The organism is Arthrobacter sp. NPDC056691 (assembly GCF_042791415.1).
Taxonomy (GTDB): Bacteria; Actinomycetota; Actinomycetes; order Actinomycetales; family Micrococcaceae; genus Arthrobacter.
The window spans coordinates 1-15,507 of record NZ_JBHTXX010000040.1 but is presented as its reverse complement, the minus strand read 5'-3'; the positions used below and the strand labels follow the sequence as shown (position 1 = coordinate 15,507).

The following is a 15,507-nucleotide window of genomic DNA, read 5'->3' as shown; positions in this document are numbered from 1 at the left end:
GGTGGGCCGAAACTTCAGATTGCCGAATTCTACTCCCCGGGTGCTGCGCTGCCCGGGTTGATCACGGAAATCACGTTGCCGGCCGGGTCCTTGAACCAGGCGATGTCCGGGCCCATCCCCCGGGCTATTCCTTTTTCGTCCGTAGGCAGGTTGGGATCGTCGTAGATCCTGGTCTGGACGCCTGCCGCGTTGAGCTCATCAACGGCAGCCTCGACGTCGTCCACCACCAGGTTCAGGACGGTGAACGTGGCCGGCTCGTGGTTGTCTTTGGGGTAGACAAAAATCGTGTGCCCCTCGGGCATGGACAGCTCCAGCGTGCCCATCGCACCGTCGGACACGGCCAGGCCCAGCGTCTGCCCGTAGAAGTCCCTGGCGCGCGCCACGTCGTCGACGCTGAAGCTGGAAAACGAACCCTTGGGCGCAAACATGGCCTTCTCCTTCGATGGCTCGAGTCCTCCGGCAGGCCTGGCTGACTGCGGCACCTCCGGACTGCGGTACCTCCCAGAATGGCACACGCCGGGGCCGCTGACGAGGGCCCCTTGACCACCGCTGGTAGGGTCTGCGGCATGGATGAAAAATTGGGGAAGTTCATCGACGATTTCGCGCAGCTGGTGGAGATCGCGCAGTCCGGCCAGCACCGCGTCAAGGCCGGCACGCAGCTGCTGACGACCATCACCGAGCATCTGGCGGTGCCGGCCGAATCACTCGCGGTGGTGGTGGAAGAGGTGCCGGCGCACCGTTTCGTGGACGCCGACATCCTGATGGCCGAACTCGCCGGCGAGGATCCGGAGTTCCGGCTGGTGGGCATCGGCGGCGGCGACCAGCGCCACCACCAGTCGCTGAGCGACATGCTGCAGCAGTCGCAGTTTTTCCCGCAGTTCCCGTTGTCCCAGCCTGATTACATCAACCTTGCCGTGGGCCCTGACGAACAGCGGCAGGCCGTGGCGCTGGGTCTGTGGCTGTTCCGGCACGCGGGCGGCCCTGTTGCGGTCCTGCAGCGTGACGCGGCCCCGCGCTACGGGCGGCAAACGGCGTGCCTCGAGGTCCTGGCTGCGGACGCGAACAACGCGGCGGACTTCCTGGCGGAGTTCGGCAGGCGAATGCAGCGCGGCAGCATCCTGAAAGGCCAGGTCATTTCCCTGGTCATGGGCGAGTACGGTCCCAGCAGCGGCGGCGTGACGTTCCACGCGCGGCCCGAACTCACAGCCACCGACGTCATCCTGCCGCAAGGGCTGCTCCGGAAGGTGGCCGATCACGCCCTTGGCATCGCCGAGCACCGGGAGTCGCTGAAAGAGTACGGCCAGCACCTCAAACGGGGCATCCTGCTGTACGGCCAACCCGGCACGGGCAAGACCCATACGGTGCGCTACCTGCTGAGCCAGAGCGCGGGCATCACAGCGGTGCTGCTGTCCGGAGGTTCCCTGGCCAGGATTTCCGAGGCGGCCGCCATGGCCCGGGCACTGCAGCCTTCCGTCGTGGTGCTTGAGGACTGCGACCTGATCGCCGAGGACCGGAGCTTCGGGCACGGGCCGCAGCCGCTGCTGTTCGAGGTGCTCGATGCCATGGACGGCCTGGACCACGATGCCGACGTCGCCTTCGTCCTCACCACCAACCGCGTGGACATGCTCGAGCGGGCCCTCGCCCAGCGCCCTGGCCGCGTTGACCTTGCCGTGGATATTCCGCTGCCAGCCCTGGACGAACGCATCGGGCTTGTGACGCTGTATGCCCGCGGGATTCCGTTCAGCACGGACGCTGTCCGGGACGCCGCCGCCCGCACCGAAGGAACCACGGCATCGTTCGCGCGCGAACTCGTCCGCCGGGCCGTCGTGCGTGCCGCTTTGGAGGGCACCCCTGTCTCGGACAGCCACCTTCTCGGGGCGGTGGAAGAACTGATGGCCGACGGCGAGACGCTCACCAGGAGCCTGCTGGGCAGCGGCCCCGCCGGCGGCGGGGACGGGCAGGGCGGATTCGGCGGCCCCGGCTTCCCGGAGCATGGGTTTGGCGGACACGGCTTCTTCCCCGGGCCGGGCTTCTTCCCTGGGCAGGGCTTTCCCGGGCCCGGTTTCCCCGGCCACGGATCGGACGGCCCCGGGTCGGACGGCCCCGGGTCAGACGGCCAAGACTTTGGCAGCGTCGGCTTCGACGGTCCGGGCACCTAAGGGCAGCGCACGCGCGGAGGACTAAAACGGCCCGCTAAAGCCGGCCGCCTGCGAGCACGAAGGAGTCCTCGAGCAGCTCGGCGAGTTCATCGCCGTCGACCCTTGAAAGCCGGACCAGGACCAACTGCGGCGACCGCTCATGGTGCGGTGTCCAGAAGTACGTCTCCGGATCCGTTCCAGCCAGAGCCTCGCGCTCCGCGGTCTTGACCGTAAGCACGCCCGTCTCCCACATACGGGCCATCAGGGTCTTGGCGAACCAGGCCGGCTGGTTCCAGCTGGCGCGCTCGGTCACGCCCGGCAGCGCAAGGCAGATCCTGCGGACATCGGCTTCGGAGGCCACGGAGGTCAGTCCGGTGAATCTGCTTTGGACAGCTCTCCGGTAACCCGCTCGCCGGGCACGCGGGCGGTGCGCCAGGTGTCCACGGCAATCACAGCACCGAGCACCACCAGCGAGAGCGCAACGGAAGCCACGGCATCGCTCACCCAGTGGTAGCCGAGGTACAGCCGGCTGACGGAGGCCAGGATTACTCCGATGATGGCGCAGACAAAACCAATCACCGTTGTCTTTGGTTTCCGGCGGCGGGAAAAGATCAGGAACGCCGTTATCAGCAGGAAGTCAGACGCGCCCAGGACGTGGCCCGACGGAAAGGAAAAGGTGTGGTCTGCGCCGAACAGCATCTGGTCCACCGGAGGGCGGTGCCTGTCGACCGCCCTGCCGATGAGCTGCGCCAGTCCCACGCCGGTCAACATTGCCGCCGCCAGCAGAATCGGCCGCCAGGCATGCTTCGCCAGGATGCCCCATGCCACCGTGACAACGAGGACGATGATGGGCAGCGCTATGGGCCCGAAGATGACAGCCAGGACAATCATCACCACAGTCAGCAGCTGTGTGCGCGTGGTCAGGAGCCACCTCCATGACGCGTCATCAGCACTGGCCAGCCCGTCATGACCCTGAACACCTGCGAGAGCCAGGAAGAAGACGCCAGCCCCTACCGCAGCCAGGACGATCGCCGTCACGTACAGGCCCTTCCTGGCGCCGGGTTCCATGTAGCGCTCTTCGACCACAAACTTGTCGTGGAAAACCCGCCACCGGCTCTGCTTGCCTGCTGATTCTGCTGCCACCTGAAAGCCCGCCTGTGCGCTGAGGGAAACTGCCTAGAACTGAAGGTTATCCCCGTTCCGGGTCCGGCGGCGGAAAATCCTAAGCCCCCTTACGGATGCCATCCCCCGCTGTTACGGTAAAACTTCCAGCCCCACTAGGTCCCAGGAGACAGCATGAGCACTGAAGAAACCGGCCAGGACCGTCAGCAGACCGGCGACGGCGTCCCAAACGCCGACAAAGGCGTTGCCGTGGGGGCCGGCGAACCGAACACCTTCGAACCGGAGGAGGGGACGGGCAGCCTGGGTGCCACCGCCCCGAGCGACGATCAGATAGCCACCGCCGAGGACACCCCGGACGTCGAGGAAACTCCGGTGGACACCACCGAACCCAGCTGACCGGGGCCGCCCGGCAGAACCGATAGACCCGTTCCGGTAGCCCTGTCCGGAATGACAGGCACGGTGGATAATTAGTCACACATTGAAGTGGCAACGGGGCTACGGAGGCTGCCGTGAGGATCATCGGAACGCTTGTGGTCATCTGGCTCATCGTCGGCGTGTTCGCCGCGTTTCAGCGGGGCTACTTCAGCGGCTCTCCGGACTCCTGCACGGAGGCCGGAACCGTGGCGATCACCATCGCCGCCGGACCGCTGAACTACATGGGCGCCAACCCGAAGCTGACCTGCGAAGTGCCCCAGCCATCCAAGTAGTTACCAGGTAAGCGCGCCTGTCCAGGCCGCGGCCCTCTGCCGCACGGCCCTTCGCCTGACGGCGTGTTACCGTTCACTCGCGATTCACGCGCGCGTCCTCGCCTGTCCAAGCTGCCCCGTTAGGTTCGGGGCCATGGACATCACCCGCAGAACACTCATCACCAGCAGCCTCGGTGCCGGCCTCGTTATCGCACTGCCCGGCACCGCCGTCGCCGATCCCCGGACAGCAGAAGCGAGCCTCCCCACCGACCCCTTCACCCTCGGAGTCGCGTCCGGTGACCCCTGGCCCGACGGCTTTGTCATCTGGACGCGCCTGGCCCTCAACCCGCTCGCGGACGACGGACTGGGCGGCATGCCCTCGCGCGTGGTCACCGTGGCCTGGGAGGTGGCGGAGGACCCCGCCATGCGCAGGGTGGTCCAGCGCGGTGTGGAGCGGGCGGTACCGGAGGGCGCCCACTCAGTGCACGCCGAACTCCGCGGTCTGAAGCCGGGCCGCGAGTACTTCTACCGCTTCCGCGCCGGCCGCCACATCAGCGCTGTTGGCCGCACCCTGACCAGCCCGGCCTGGTACGAGACGCCAGCCACGCTGGCCATGTCCTTCGCCAGCTGCGCCCAGTACGAGCACGGCTACTTCACGGCCTACCGCCGCCTCGCCGAGGACCAGCCGGACCTGGTCCTCCACCTGGGCGACTACCAGTACGAGTACAAGAAGGGGTCCTACGTGACCGGTGGCGGTAACGTCCGCGACCACGAGGGCCCGGAGACGGTGACGCTGGAGAACTACCGCCAGCGCCACGCACAGTACAAGGCCGACGCCGACCTCCAGGCGGCGCACGCCGCCGCGCCGTGGCTGGTGGTCTGGGACGACCACGAGGTGGACAACAACTGGGCGGACGAGGTGCCGGAGAATGCGGACCCGGCCCAGCTGAACGACACGGCCGCCAACTTCAGGAAGCGCCGGGCTGCCGCGTTCCAGGCGTACTACGAGAACATGCCGCTTCGCGCGCCGTCCATGCCCTCGGGCGCGGACATGAAAATCTACCGCACGGTGCAGTGGGGCCAGCTCGCCAACTTCCACATGATGGACACGCGGCAGTACCGTGACGACCAATTGGCCGGGGACGGCTGGCGGAAAAACGTCCAGGAGCGCCTGGCCGAGGACCGGACCATCACGGGAGCCCAGCAGGAGCAGTGGCTGCTGGACGGCTTCCGGAAGTCCAAAGCGCGCTGGGACCTCCTGGGCCAGCAGGTGTTCTTCGCCGAGCGCGACCGCGACCAGGCTGCCGATATCGACGACATGTCCATGGACGGCTGGGACGGCTACGCGTCCTCCCGCCGTCGGATCACCCAGGGCTGGGTGGACGCGAAGGTGCGCAACGCCGTCGTGCTGACCGGTGACGTCCACCGCAACTGGGCCAACGACGTCAAAGTGGACTACAAGAACCCGGACGCACCGGTTGTCGGTTCGGAACTGGTGTGCACCTCCGTCACGTCCACCGGCAACGGGACTGGCTCCGTCAGCGATCCCACCATGGCCTGGAACAAGCACCTGAAGTTCTACAACGACCAGCGCGGCTACGTCCGGACCACGATCACTAAGGACTCCCTGTCGGCTGACTTCCGCGTGCTGGACTACGTCAACACGCCGGGGTCGGCGGTCAGCACCAAGGCGTCCTTCCGGATCGACGACGGCGTGCCCGGCCTGCAGCCCCGCGCCTAACAACCCGGCTTCGTCGGCTCAGCGCGAACGCACACTTAAGCCCCGGCCTCAAGTGTTCGTTCGCGCTCAGCGTCGGTGGGTGGTCAGTCCTCGGTGGGCGTCGTCCGATTGGAGTGGTAGTTCCGCCAGCTGTGTTCCGGCGCGTAGCCGAGGAGCCGTTTGGCCTTGTCAATGGACAGCAGGGTCTCGTGCTCGCCCAGCTCCTTGGTCACCGTCACCCGCGGGAACACCTCCTCCGCCAGGCTGGCACTGGAGCGGCTCATGACGGTGTCCTCGTTGGCGACGATGAAGGCCTCGAACCCTGGTGCGCCGTATTCCAGCGCGCGTGCCACCGCCTGGGCACCGTCTCGCGCGTCGATGTAGCCCCAGAGGTTCCACTTGCGCAGGGTGGCGTCCGAGTCAAAGGATGGAAACTCCTCGTAGTCCTCAGGATCCATGACGTTGGAGAACCGGAGGCCAACGATACTCAGCTCCGGGTCCCAGCGCGTCATCTGGATCGCCATCTGCTCCTCCAGATGCTTCACCAGCGAGTAGGTGCTCTCCGGGCGGGCCGGATATTCCTCGTCCACCGGGATATAGGGAGGGTCGACGTCGAACGGCAGTCCCAGCACCGTCTCGCTGGAGGCGTAGACGATTTTCTTGATGCCGGCCCTGCGGGCCGCCTGGAACACGTTGTAGGTGGAGAGCATGTTGTTTTCGAACGTTGCGGCGTCCGGCACCAGGCCCGGAGCCGGGATGGCGCCCAGATGGACGATCGCGTCAAAGCCCTGGTGCCGGTCATCCAGGCCCAGGATGACGTCGGCAACCTGCCCGTAATTACGCAGATCCACGGTGGCGAACTGTGGGCTCCGGCTGCCTGTCCGGTCCAGGTTGAGGACAGCATGCCCGTCCGCCACAAGCCTGCGGACCACGTTCCGTCCGAGCTTTCCACTGCCTCCCGTTACGGCAATTCTCACCGCGGCCTCCTCCTGTTGATTGGCCGGCCCTGGCCCGGGCGGCCGTGCTCCGATGGCCAGAGCGGCTTCCGCCGCCCGGCACCTTTCCCCCAGCCTAGGGCCCGCGCCTGTAACCGCGGTCATGGCGCGAGCCGAACTGGTGTATATTTTCCCGGTACGGTTTAGCAGAAGGCCGTTGGATTGTTGTTCGATCCGGCACCATGCTTGCTGCTACCGCCCCGGCCACGGGGTCCCCTGCGCTGCGCCCGCCGGTTCGTCTTGACCTGAGCGAAACGGTACCGAAAGATCGTGGCCAGCGAGTCGACCGCAAAACCTGAAACCTCATTCACGGAGCACCTCAACGAGCTTGTGCTCACCAGCTCCGACGTGGGCGAATTCCTCCACGAACTTGCCCGGATTTCCGCACGCAGCCTGTCCGAACCCGGCGACGAAGTCCTCTGCGGCGTGACCCTGCTGCGGCACCGCAAGGCAGCAACCGTGGCGAGCAGCAGCCCCGAGGCGCAGGCCATGGACGAAATCCAGTACGACTTCGGCGACGGCCCCTGCATGACGGCGTCGCGCGACCAGGTCACCATCCACATCACCGACCTCAAAAAGCACGACCGCTGGAACAGCTACGCGGAGAAGGTGCTGGGGCAGGGCGTCCGCTCCATCCTCGCCATCCCGTTCGTCCTCGAAGGCGAAACCAAGGCTGCCCTGAACCTTTACTCACACCGTCCGGGCCGTTTCGAGGGCCGCGTCCTGGAATTGGCGCAGGACTTCGTCAGCCAGACCTCCATGGCCCTGCGTCTGGCCGTGCGCTTCGCCCACTACAGCGACGCTGCCGCCAACCTCAAGGCCACGCTGGAAACCCGGACCGTCATCGACGTCGCCGTCGGGGTGATCATGGCCCAGAACCGGTGCAGCCAGGAGGAAGCCTTCGACCTGCTCAAGGCAGCGTCGAGTACCCGCAACATCAAGCTGCACAGCATTGCGACGTCGATCGTTGACTCCCTCGGCCAGGGCCCGGCGAGGACGCACTACGAGGGCTGAGCCCGCCGCCGGACCAGGGGCCAGCAGAGCCTAGGGGCCACCAAAACTCTGCCCTTCGGGCTCCTGCCCCATAGTCCGTGCAGTGCCCTCGGTTCCGGCACCGCTGGTTCCGGCACCGCCCGATCCGGCACCGCTGGTTCCGGCACCGCTGGTTCCGGCACCGCGGGAGACGCGGATCTTGTGGCCACCCGCAGCGTGCTCCTCGGCCAACGGAACGCGCACTTCCAGAACGCCGTCGGTGTAAGACGCCCGGATATCCTCCTGGTTCACCGGGGCAGGGAGGCTTACGGTCCGCGAAAACGTGCCGAAGCGGAATTCCGAGCGGTACCCTTCCTTTTCCTTGCGCTCAGGCTGTTCTTCACGGCGGACCGTTATCTGCAACTGGCTTCCGGCGAGGGTGATGTCGACGTCATTGTCAGGATCGATACCCGGCGCTTCTGCCCTTACCACCAGGGAGCCGGCCTCACGGTATTCCTCCACGCGCAGCCAGGCGTCAAGATCCCCCTCGAGGAAACGGCGGAAGGGCTCCGGGATGTCGACGCCGGCACGCCTGAATATGTTGGTCATCGCTGTTACCTCCTGTCAGCTTCCGGCCCCATTGCAGGATGCGGAGGACCGGAACGCGTCCCAACACCAACAAAGCTACGCTCTTGCAGAACGCATGTTAAGGCGCTGGTCACTTCGCCTGCCGCGGCACGAACCAACCGGCTTCCGGCACCCCACCCCCAACGAATCCTGAGAGTTTCCTTGTGAAAAACCGGGAACGGACCCCCCTATTTCCGCCCGTAGCGTTCCCATCGAGGGGTCCCCGGGCCGAGCTTTTCACAGGAGGCCTGCCGCACATTGGCACCATGCAAGAATCATGCCGCCAATGGAGGACCCGCGATGAAGAACGCAGTGAAGAAGCTGGAGGAAAACGCGAACTTTTCCGGAGGTTCCGATGGGCGCTGACGTCCCCACCCCTGCTGAGCCCGAATGGCTGACGACTGCCACCGAGCCGGCAAGATGCACCCAGGATTCAGCGGATGCGCTGGAGGTCTTCTGCACTGATTCCCTGAGGTCGATTGACCGGACCGTGATGCGCGCCCAGGTCATCGAACTCATCCTGGACATCCTCGCCACCACGGATATCCAGTCGGAAGCCCGGGGCCGGCTGCTGCAGCACCTGGCCTCGCATCCGGGGTCCCCCGAGCAGGCCCTGCTGTGCCACCTGAGCGAGAACGCCTGCCTGCCGGCAACGGGCGCCGGCAACCCTCCGGCGGGTGACTGCCTCCCGGCGGGCGGAGACTACTTCGCGGCCGGCACCGCGGAGCCGTTCATGGAGGGTGGTGAAAACAACGACGGCGGGCCGAGCCCGAAGTGGCTCCCGGCTCCGCTGCGGAACCTTCTGCGGCTCGACTGAAGAAGTCCGACGGCGGCCGGGGACCTGTGCGGCAGTTGTGGCCACCGACGGCGTCGGCTTAGGCGGCCGTTAGCTCAACCGGCCGGGTCAGCTCCGGTGGTGCGCGATCAGCCAGCCGGCCATCTGCTGCGCCCGCTTATTGGCGAGGAAGTCGCCTTCGGTCGCCGAAATGATGGAGCCCTTCATCAGGATGTGCCAGGAGCGGGCGAATTCGTCGGGGCGGTCCAGGCCCGCCTCCTCGGCGAGCGCCTGGATGTGGCCGCGGATCCTGGCGAGGTAGCCGATGCTGGCCTCACCCAGCGGATGCCCGGGACCCATCTCAAGGAGGACATTGATGAAGGTGCACGCCTCGAAATCGTCCCGCTGGAACCAGTCGCCGAAGACGTCGAAGATGGCCAGCAGGCGCCCTTCGGGCGTGGTTCCCCGGCGCCTGGCCTCGGAGACAATCAGGTCCACGGTCCATACCTGGTCGCGGAGTGCCAGGAATGCCAGAACCAGTGCGTCCTTGGACGGGAAGTGACGGTAAAACGTGGACTTAGCCACTCCGGACCGCTCGATCAGCTCGTTGATTCCGACGTCGCGGACACCGCGGTGGGAGAAAAGCTCGTAGGCAGTGGCCAGGATCCGGTCAACTGGTTCACTATGGCCGGTACGCACCTCTTCAGGCAGCAAGGCATCCCCGGTTGCATCAGGAGCACTCATTAGAGAATCAGTGTACCTTGGGACTGGCAGAGACAGACCTGTCTGTCTTATTGTTTTAGGAACATGACACTTCGTCCGGGGAGCAGTTGCAGCTCCCAGAGCCAAGGCGTCACTGCAATGGAGCAGAAACAGGAGGGTACCGATGGACGACGACATCCGCGCCGTGGAAGAGGCCGCAGCTACGCTGGAATCCGCAGCAGTAGAGCATGACCCCGCGGCCGCAAGCCTGCAGAGTGCAGTTGCGGCGGCCGTAACCCACGGCAAGCCGATCCGTGAAGTCGCGGCGGCCGCGCACATGACCGCGCTGGAGGTGCTCGACGCCGCCGACGCCGTGACGTATCCGCAGCACTCACTTCAGCCGTGGACAATGCTCCAGTAGTTTTCGCAACATCTTGCGGAAACTTGATTGGATCCCGGGGTAAATCTGCGGCAAGCCTGATCGGCCGGCGCCACCCTTAATGCATCAGCCCCTGGAGGAGCGATCCTTCCAGGGAAAGCATGCAACGAGGACCGCGAGGAAGCGGGGGGCCGCCATGAACCAGTCAGCAACTCTCGAGGAAGTCGTCGAAGTCGGCGGTGTCATCACCGACCGTCAGCCGCTGGACTTTTACCGGCTGGGGCTGGCCGGCTGCATCGACCGGCTCACGGTCCCCCTGCGCCGCCAGGGTACGTGCGTCCGCTGGGAGACGCCCCACCACGGCGTGGAGATCTCATCCGGCTGCGCTTCCCTGCTCTACCAGTCAGCGCGGGAAGCCCTGAGCAACACGTTCAAGCATGCGGACGCCACGGATGTGACTGTCCGGCTTGCCGCTGTCTTCCACGGCATCCGCCTCATGGTCGCGGACAACGGCACCGGCTTCGAGTCGGACCCGCAGGCGCCGGGAGAAGTCAACGGCCACGGACTGCGGACCATTTCACAGGCGGTCCAGGAGGCGGGCGGGACCGTGGACATCACCTCGGCTCCCGGCACCGGCACGGCGATCACCATCACCATTCCGCTCGACTGATTCTCCGCGTATCGCCGCACACGCCTGCACCACCGGGTTCGCCTAGGATGCTGTGCATGACCCTTCCAAACGTTGAGCCGCTGTCCGTCCGGGCTTTCGAATCCGCGGAAATCCAGCAGGCCGTCGCCCAGCTGCGCAGCCGGCTGACCTCCGGCAGGCGGCTTCTCCTCGGCGTGGCTGGCTCCCCCGGGTCCGGCAAGTCCACCTTCTCGGCCTGCCTCGCGGACGCCCTCGGCTCCGATACCGCCCTCGTGGTGCCCATGGACGGCTTCCACCTGGGCAATGCCATCATTGACGGCACCCCGCTGCGGCAGCGCAAGGGCGCACCGGACACGTTCGACGTCGGCGGTTACCTTTCGCTCCTTCAGCGGCTTGCGCGCCGGGACGAGGACGTTGTGTACGCGCCGGACTTCCGGCGGACAATCGATGAGCCGGTGGCCGCATCGCTGGCCGTTCCGGCCGCAGTCCCCATCATCATCACCGAGGGCAACTACCTCCTCAACGAAGATCCACGCTGGCGGCAGGTGCGGGCACAACTGGACGAGGTGTGGTTCGTCGACACACCGCATGAGTTGCGCCTTGCCCGCCTGGTTGAACGGCACGTGGTCTTCGGCATGGACCGTGCTGCGGCCGAGGCCTGGGCCAACGGACCGGACGCGGCCAATGCGCGCCTGATCGAAGCCACGCGTTCCCGCGCCGACAGGATCATCCCCTGGCTCTAGCTATCTGTCCCCGGCGTCCCACAGCCCGGATTCGCCGGCGGCTTCTTCGGGCTTGGGTTCGCCCTCCGGTGTTCCGCTGCCCACGTAGCTGGCGGGCACTGTGCCGCCCGCCTGTGTCATTTGTTCCTCACGGATGTTGCGTGCCGTGCCAGCCTGGGGCTGGGGCTGCTCCTGTTCGACGGCGTCCGGGTCGCCAGGGCCCCGAAGGTCGCCGGGCTCTTCCGCATTGCGTTTGCTGTCGGTCATGCCGCTGCCTCTCACTGGGAAATGCCGGTCGGTCCCAGTCTAGGCACACGCCTAGGATCGCCGCAGCGAGCTCGCCAGAAGCCAGAGCGTCCAGACCAGGACGAGCGCAATGCCGGCAAGCGTGGGCACGGTGTTGCTGCCGGAGAAGCCTTCTGCTCCGATGATCCACCCCTGCGCGAGGTAGGCGGCCCCGGACAGGCCCATGAGGTAACCCACCGGCCGCGGAAACCCGCGCGAGCTGCCCACCGCGGCGCCAATCAGGATGAGGGCTGCACCCAGCACGAAACTTTGGTAGCTGCGCATCCCCCATTCCAGCCAGCGCATGTCCTCCGCGGCCGCAAAGCGAACGGCTTTTCCGGCCCCCTCGGCAGCAGCCCAGGCATCGACGGAATGCTTCAGCGCCACGCCGTCCACCGCCTGCAGCGCCCCATAGATTGCCAGCGAAGCGACTGCCGCCCAGTTGCCAAACCGCGCCGCCCAGGCGGAGCGTCCGGGCACACCGCCGGCCACGGTTCCCAGCACCAGCAGCCCGCCGATGAGGACTGCCATGCCCACAAACTGCCCCAGGTGCACGCCGATCCACAGGTCGCTGCGGGCGTATTCGGCGAAAGAGGCAGCATGGTCGTTGGCATTCGCCCCTTCGGGATGCAGTGCCCCGGCGGCGAAGGACACCACGACGCCGGTCACCAGCAGGACGGCAGCCAGCCGACGGACGCCCGGGGCGCCGTCGCGGTCCGGGCCGCCGTCGGAATTCTGGCCTGCAGGAACGTGATTCGTGTCCATGGAAACCGCCGCCTTGGGAGGAGCCGTTCAATGCCAGTAGGTTACGCCTGTTCCCGCATATCGCGCGGCGCCCATCCCAGGGGCGGGGCTACGTGGCGGGCGATGTTTCCCAGCAGCTTGGCGTTGTACTCCACGCCAAGCTGGTTCGGGACGGTGAGCAGGAGTGTGTCCGCCGCCTGCACCGCAGCGTCGGCTGCGAGCTCCGCCGCAATGACGTCCGGCTCACCGATGTAGCTCTTGCCGAAGCGGGCCAGGGTGCCGTCAAGGGCGCCCACCTGGTCGCGGCCCTCGCGGAGGGCGCTCAGCCCGAAGTACTGCCGGTCCTCGTCATCGGTCAGCGGCAGGACGCTGCGGCTGACCGAAACCCGCGGCTCGCGGCGGTGCCCGGCCGCCGCCCATGCCTCACGGAACATCGCGATCTGCTCGGCCTGGAGCTCGTGGAACGGCACCCCGGTATCCTCGGTCAGCAGGGTGGAACTCATGAGGTTCATCCCGCGCTCGGCCGCCCAGACCGCCGTCTTCCGGGTGCCGGCGCCCCACCAGATCCGCTCGGGCAGGCCCTCGGAGCGTGGCTGGACAGGCAGCAGCCCGGTGGCCCCTCCGGCATACCGCGGATCGGCTTCGACCACGCCGGCGCCGGCGATGGCCCGCCGGAACTCCTCGGCATGCCGGCGTGCCATGTCGGCATCCGTCTCGCCCTCCCGCGGCGCATAGCCGAAGGCCCCTGCGCCGTTGCGTGCGGGCTCGGGTGAACCTCGGCTGATGCCAAGCTGGAGCCGGCCACCGCTGATGAGGTCCGTGGCCGCTGCCTCCTCGGCCATGTACAGCGGATTCTCGTAGCGCATGTCGATGACCCCGGTGCCGAGCTCAATCCGGCTGGTTCGCGCTGCGGCCGCCGCGAGCAGCGGAAACGGCGACGCCTGCTGACGCGCGAAATGGTGCACGCGGAAGAACGCGCCGTCGATCCCCAGCTCCTCCGCGGCCACGGCCAGTTCTATCCCCTGCAGCAGCGCATCACGCGCCGTCCTGGTGCGGGAACCCTGCACCGGGCCGTAGTGGCCGAACGACAGAAAGCCAATTCGTTTCATGCCCTGCACAACATCCCGGTCCCTGCTGCCATTCCTGCAGGCTACGCCCTGTGACAGGCCGCGCGCACCGGACCGCGATCCCGATAGGTTGGTAACACCGTTTGAGGACGTCCGTTCTCACGAGACCGAAGGGAATGCTGACATGGCTTACATCACCGTTGGACAGGAAAACAGCACCGACATCGAGCTCTACTACGAAGACCACGGAACCGGGCAGGCTGTTGTCCTCATCCACGGCTACCCCCTGGACGGATCCTCCTGGGAGAAGCAGACCGCCGCCCTGCTGGAAGCCGGCTACCGCGTCATCACGTACGACCGCCGCGGCTTCGGCAAGTCCAGCAAACCCACCACCGGCTATGACTACGACACCTTCGCGGGCGACCTCAACACCGTCCTCAGCACCCTGGACCTCAACGACGCCGTGCTGGTTGGCTTCTCGATGGGAACCGGCGAGGTGGCCCGGTACCTTTCCACGTTCGGGTCTGCCCGCGTGGCCAAGGCCGCCTTCCTCGGATCGCTGGAACCGTACCTCCTGCAGACCGACGACAACCCCACGGGAGTGCCGCGGTCCGTTTTCGACGGCCTTGCCAAAGCAGTGAAAGCCGACCGTTACGTCTTCTTCACCGAGTTCTTCAAGAACTTCTACAACAGCGACACGTTCCTGGGCACGCCCCGGCTCAGCGAGGAGTCCGTCCGGGCCAGCTGGAACCTCGCCGCCGGCTCCGGCGCGTTCGCCTCGGTGGCCGCGCAGCCCACCTGGATCACCGACTTCCGCGCCGATATCCCGAAGATCGACGTCCCGGCACTGATCGTGCACGGTACGGCGGACAACATCCTGCCGATCGACGCCACCGGCCGGGAGTTCAGCAAGGCCCTGCCGGAGGCTGACTACGTGGAGATCGACGGCGCCCCGCACGGCCTGCTCTGGACCCACGGGGCAGAGGTCAACGAGGCCCTGCTCGCCTTCCTGGGCAAGTAGCCCGGCGCAACAGGAGCGCAGCCGGCGTCGGGCCACCCCGACGCCAGCCGCTTCGGCGGGCTACTTTCGCTACCGTTCAAGGGCTTGAAAGCAACCACGACCGGTTGACAATTTTTGAAAGTAAGCGTTGACACGCACTTCCAGGGGTAAAATTTGAACACCGGATCCCGGCTGTTGCAGTCGAAAAAGGATCCGGTTCCAGGCCCACCCGGCAAGTCCGGGTGGACGATCATAAAGCGGACATAAGTGGTTGATGGGTCTCCACGCGTCACGTGATCGGCCAGTGATGCCCGAACACACACAACGCGGGAGCAACAATGACTATGACTCCGCCAACAAAGTCCCGCCTGTCGGCCCGGCTTGCGTTGGTTTCCACTGTTTCGCTGGGCCTGCTAGCCGGCCCGATCGCCATGGCCGCCCCGGCCTCAGCTGCAGAGACCTCAAAGCGGGACAACTGCAGCGTCACGGCCTATAAGCCGCACGCTGACAACGGGAGGGGCTGGAAGAACGACCGCAAGTCCGTCCGTGTCAACTTCGCATTCAAGATCCACTGCGACAAGGGCACGCGCGTCTACTTCAACCAGAAGATGTTCCAGGAAAAGGGTCGCTGGGATGTCAAGCGCATCGGACACGTCGACGATTCTGTATGGGTGGACGGGACCGAGTACATCGTCAACGACGAGAGGGTGTCTGCGGACCGCCACGACAAGTTTGTAAAGGTGTTCCATACGGTCAGGATCGAATTCAAGGACAATGACAGGTCCAAGAGGTCCTCCTGGTCGTCCGACTTCGACAAGAGTCCCACCGCCTACATCCGCGTCGACAACGGGCACAAGTAAAGATTGAACATCGCTATAAGCAGACCCCCTAGGTAACAGGAGGCCGACGGCGGCACGAAAGTGC

General features: G+C 66.1%; 20 protein-coding genes. 11 read left to right on the top strand and 9 right to left on the bottom strand.

Annotation, left to right across the window (positions count from 1 at the left end; all coding sequences use genetic code 11):
• Positions 1-29: 29 nt before the first annotated feature.
• Positions 30-428, bottom strand: coding sequence for a VOC family protein (locus ACFRAU_RS22940; protein ID WP_377996711.1), 399 nt, complete (start codon positions 426-428; stop codon positions 30-32).
• A gap of 138 nt (positions 429-566) precedes the next feature.
• Here ACFRAU_RS22940 and ACFRAU_RS22935 point away from each other — a divergent pair, with 138 nt between their 5' ends.
• A complete protein-coding gene (locus ACFRAU_RS22935) occupies positions 567-2,159 on the top strand; it encodes an AAA family ATPase (RefSeq protein WP_378001631.1) in 1,593 nt (530 codons plus the stop codon).
• A 34-nt stretch (positions 2,160-2,193) separates the two neighbouring features.
• On the opposite strand, the gene ACFRAU_RS22930 is transcribed toward ACFRAU_RS22935, so the two are convergent.
• Entirely contained in the window at positions 2,194-2,499 is a 306-nt protein-coding gene (locus ACFRAU_RS22930) for an MmcQ/YjbR family DNA-binding protein (RefSeq protein ID WP_377996709.1), read from the bottom strand.
• Positions 2,500-2,504: 5 nt separating this feature from the next.
• Positions 2,505-3,281, bottom strand: a complete 777-nt coding sequence (locus tag ACFRAU_RS22925) for a phosphatase PAP2 family protein (protein WP_378001630.1) — start codon at positions 3,279-3,281, stop codon at positions 2,505-2,507.
• Between the two features lie 153 nt (positions 3,282-3,434).
• On the opposite strand from ACFRAU_RS22925, the gene ACFRAU_RS22920 reads away from it, so the two are divergent.
• The 3 genes from ACFRAU_RS22920 to ACFRAU_RS22910 all read left to right on the top strand — a co-directional run bounded on the left by ACFRAU_RS22920 (position 3,435) and on the right by ACFRAU_RS22910 (position 5,687).
• Entirely contained in the window at positions 3,435-3,656 is a 222-nt protein-coding gene (locus ACFRAU_RS22920) for a hypothetical protein (protein ID WP_378001629.1), read from the top strand.
• Positions 3,657-3,769: 113 nt separating this feature from the next.
• Positions 3,770-3,967, top strand: a complete 198-nt coding sequence (locus ACFRAU_RS22915) for a hypothetical protein (RefSeq protein WP_331575395.1) — start codon at positions 3,770-3,772, stop codon at positions 3,965-3,967.
• A gap of 133 nt (positions 3,968-4,100) precedes the next feature.
• On the top strand, positions 4,101-5,687 hold the full coding sequence (locus tag ACFRAU_RS22910) for an alkaline phosphatase D family protein (protein ID WP_378001628.1): 1,587 nt from the start codon (positions 4,101-4,103) through the stop codon (positions 5,685-5,687).
• A gap of 83 nt (positions 5,688-5,770) precedes the next feature.
• On the opposite strand, the gene ACFRAU_RS22905 is transcribed toward ACFRAU_RS22910, so the two are convergent.
• Positions 5,771-6,643, bottom strand: a complete 873-nt coding sequence (locus tag ACFRAU_RS22905) for an NAD-dependent epimerase/dehydratase family protein (RefSeq protein ID WP_378001627.1) — start codon at positions 6,641-6,643, stop codon at positions 5,771-5,773.
• A 288-nt stretch (positions 6,644-6,931) separates the two neighbouring features.
• On the opposite strand from ACFRAU_RS22905, the gene ACFRAU_RS22900 reads away from it, so the two are divergent.
• Positions 6,932-7,675 (top strand): ANTAR domain-containing protein, encoded by a 744-nt coding sequence (locus ACFRAU_RS22900; protein ID WP_377996704.1) that lies wholly within the window; start codon positions 6,932-6,934, stop codon positions 7,673-7,675.
• Between the two features lie 30 nt (positions 7,676-7,705).
• Here ACFRAU_RS22900 and ACFRAU_RS22895 read toward each other — a convergent pair whose 3' ends face one another.
• A complete protein-coding gene (locus tag ACFRAU_RS22895; RefSeq protein WP_378001626.1) occupies positions 7,706-8,242 on the bottom strand; it encodes an Hsp20/alpha crystallin family protein in 537 nt (178 codons plus the stop codon).
• 373 nt (positions 8,243-8,615) lie between these two features.
• Between ACFRAU_RS22895 and ACFRAU_RS22890 the strand changes: the two genes are divergently transcribed.
• Positions 8,616-9,077, top strand: a complete 462-nt coding sequence (locus ACFRAU_RS22890) for a hypothetical protein (RefSeq protein WP_378001625.1) — start codon at positions 8,616-8,618, stop codon at positions 9,075-9,077.
• Positions 9,078-9,164: 87 nt separating this feature from the next.
• On the opposite strand, the gene ACFRAU_RS22885 is transcribed toward ACFRAU_RS22890, so the two are convergent.
• Entirely contained in the window at positions 9,165-9,779 is a 615-nt protein-coding gene (locus ACFRAU_RS22885) for a TetR/AcrR family transcriptional regulator (RefSeq protein WP_377996701.1), read from the bottom strand.
• 142 nt (positions 9,780-9,921) lie between these two features.
• On the opposite strand from ACFRAU_RS22885, the gene ACFRAU_RS22880 reads away from it, so the two are divergent.
• From ACFRAU_RS22880 to ACFRAU_RS22870, 3 genes are all read left to right on the top strand, one after another.
• A complete protein-coding gene (locus ACFRAU_RS22880; RefSeq protein WP_378001624.1) occupies positions 9,922-10,158 on the top strand; it encodes a hypothetical protein in 237 nt (78 codons plus the stop codon).
• A gap of 154 nt (positions 10,159-10,312) precedes the next feature.
• On the top strand, positions 10,313-10,786 hold the full coding sequence (locus ACFRAU_RS22875) for a sensor histidine kinase (RefSeq protein ID WP_378001623.1): 474 nt from the start codon (positions 10,313-10,315) through the stop codon (positions 10,784-10,786).
• 56 nt (positions 10,787-10,842) lie between these two features.
• The gene (locus tag ACFRAU_RS22870; protein WP_378001622.1) at positions 10,843-11,508 is read left to right on the top strand and encodes a nucleoside/nucleotide kinase family protein; all 666 of its coding nucleotides are present in this window, start codon (positions 10,843-10,845) and stop codon (positions 11,506-11,508) included.
• Here ACFRAU_RS22870 and ACFRAU_RS22865 read toward each other — a convergent pair whose 3' ends face one another.
• The 3 genes from ACFRAU_RS22865 to ACFRAU_RS22855 are packed head-to-tail and all read right to left on the bottom strand — an operon-like array spanning position 11,509 to position 13,625.
• Positions 11,509-11,754, bottom strand: a complete 246-nt coding sequence (locus tag ACFRAU_RS22865) for a hypothetical protein (RefSeq protein ID WP_377996697.1) — start codon at positions 11,752-11,754, stop codon at positions 11,509-11,511.
• Positions 11,755-11,805: 51 nt separating this feature from the next.
• Entirely contained in the window at positions 11,806-12,537 is a 732-nt protein-coding gene (locus tag ACFRAU_RS22860; RefSeq protein WP_378001621.1) for a DUF4386 family protein, read from the bottom strand.
• Between the two features lie 41 nt (positions 12,538-12,578).
• Positions 12,579-13,625 carry an LLM class flavin-dependent oxidoreductase gene (locus ACFRAU_RS22855; RefSeq protein WP_378001620.1) on the bottom strand — a complete coding sequence of 349 codons (1,047 nt, stop codon included), beginning with the start codon at positions 13,623-13,625 and terminating at the stop codon, positions 12,579-12,581.
• A 142-nt stretch (positions 13,626-13,767) separates the two neighbouring features.
• On the opposite strand from ACFRAU_RS22855, the gene ACFRAU_RS22850 reads away from it, so the two are divergent.
• Positions 13,768-14,604 (top strand): alpha/beta fold hydrolase, encoded by an 837-nt coding sequence (locus tag ACFRAU_RS22850; protein ID WP_378001619.1) that lies wholly within the window; start codon positions 13,768-13,770, stop codon positions 14,602-14,604.
• Between the two features lie 323 nt (positions 14,605-14,927).
• Positions 14,928-15,443, top strand: coding sequence for a hypothetical protein (locus tag ACFRAU_RS22845; RefSeq protein ID WP_378001618.1), 516 nt, complete (start codon positions 14,928-14,930; stop codon positions 15,441-15,443).
• Positions 15,444-15,507 lie beyond the last annotated feature (64 nt).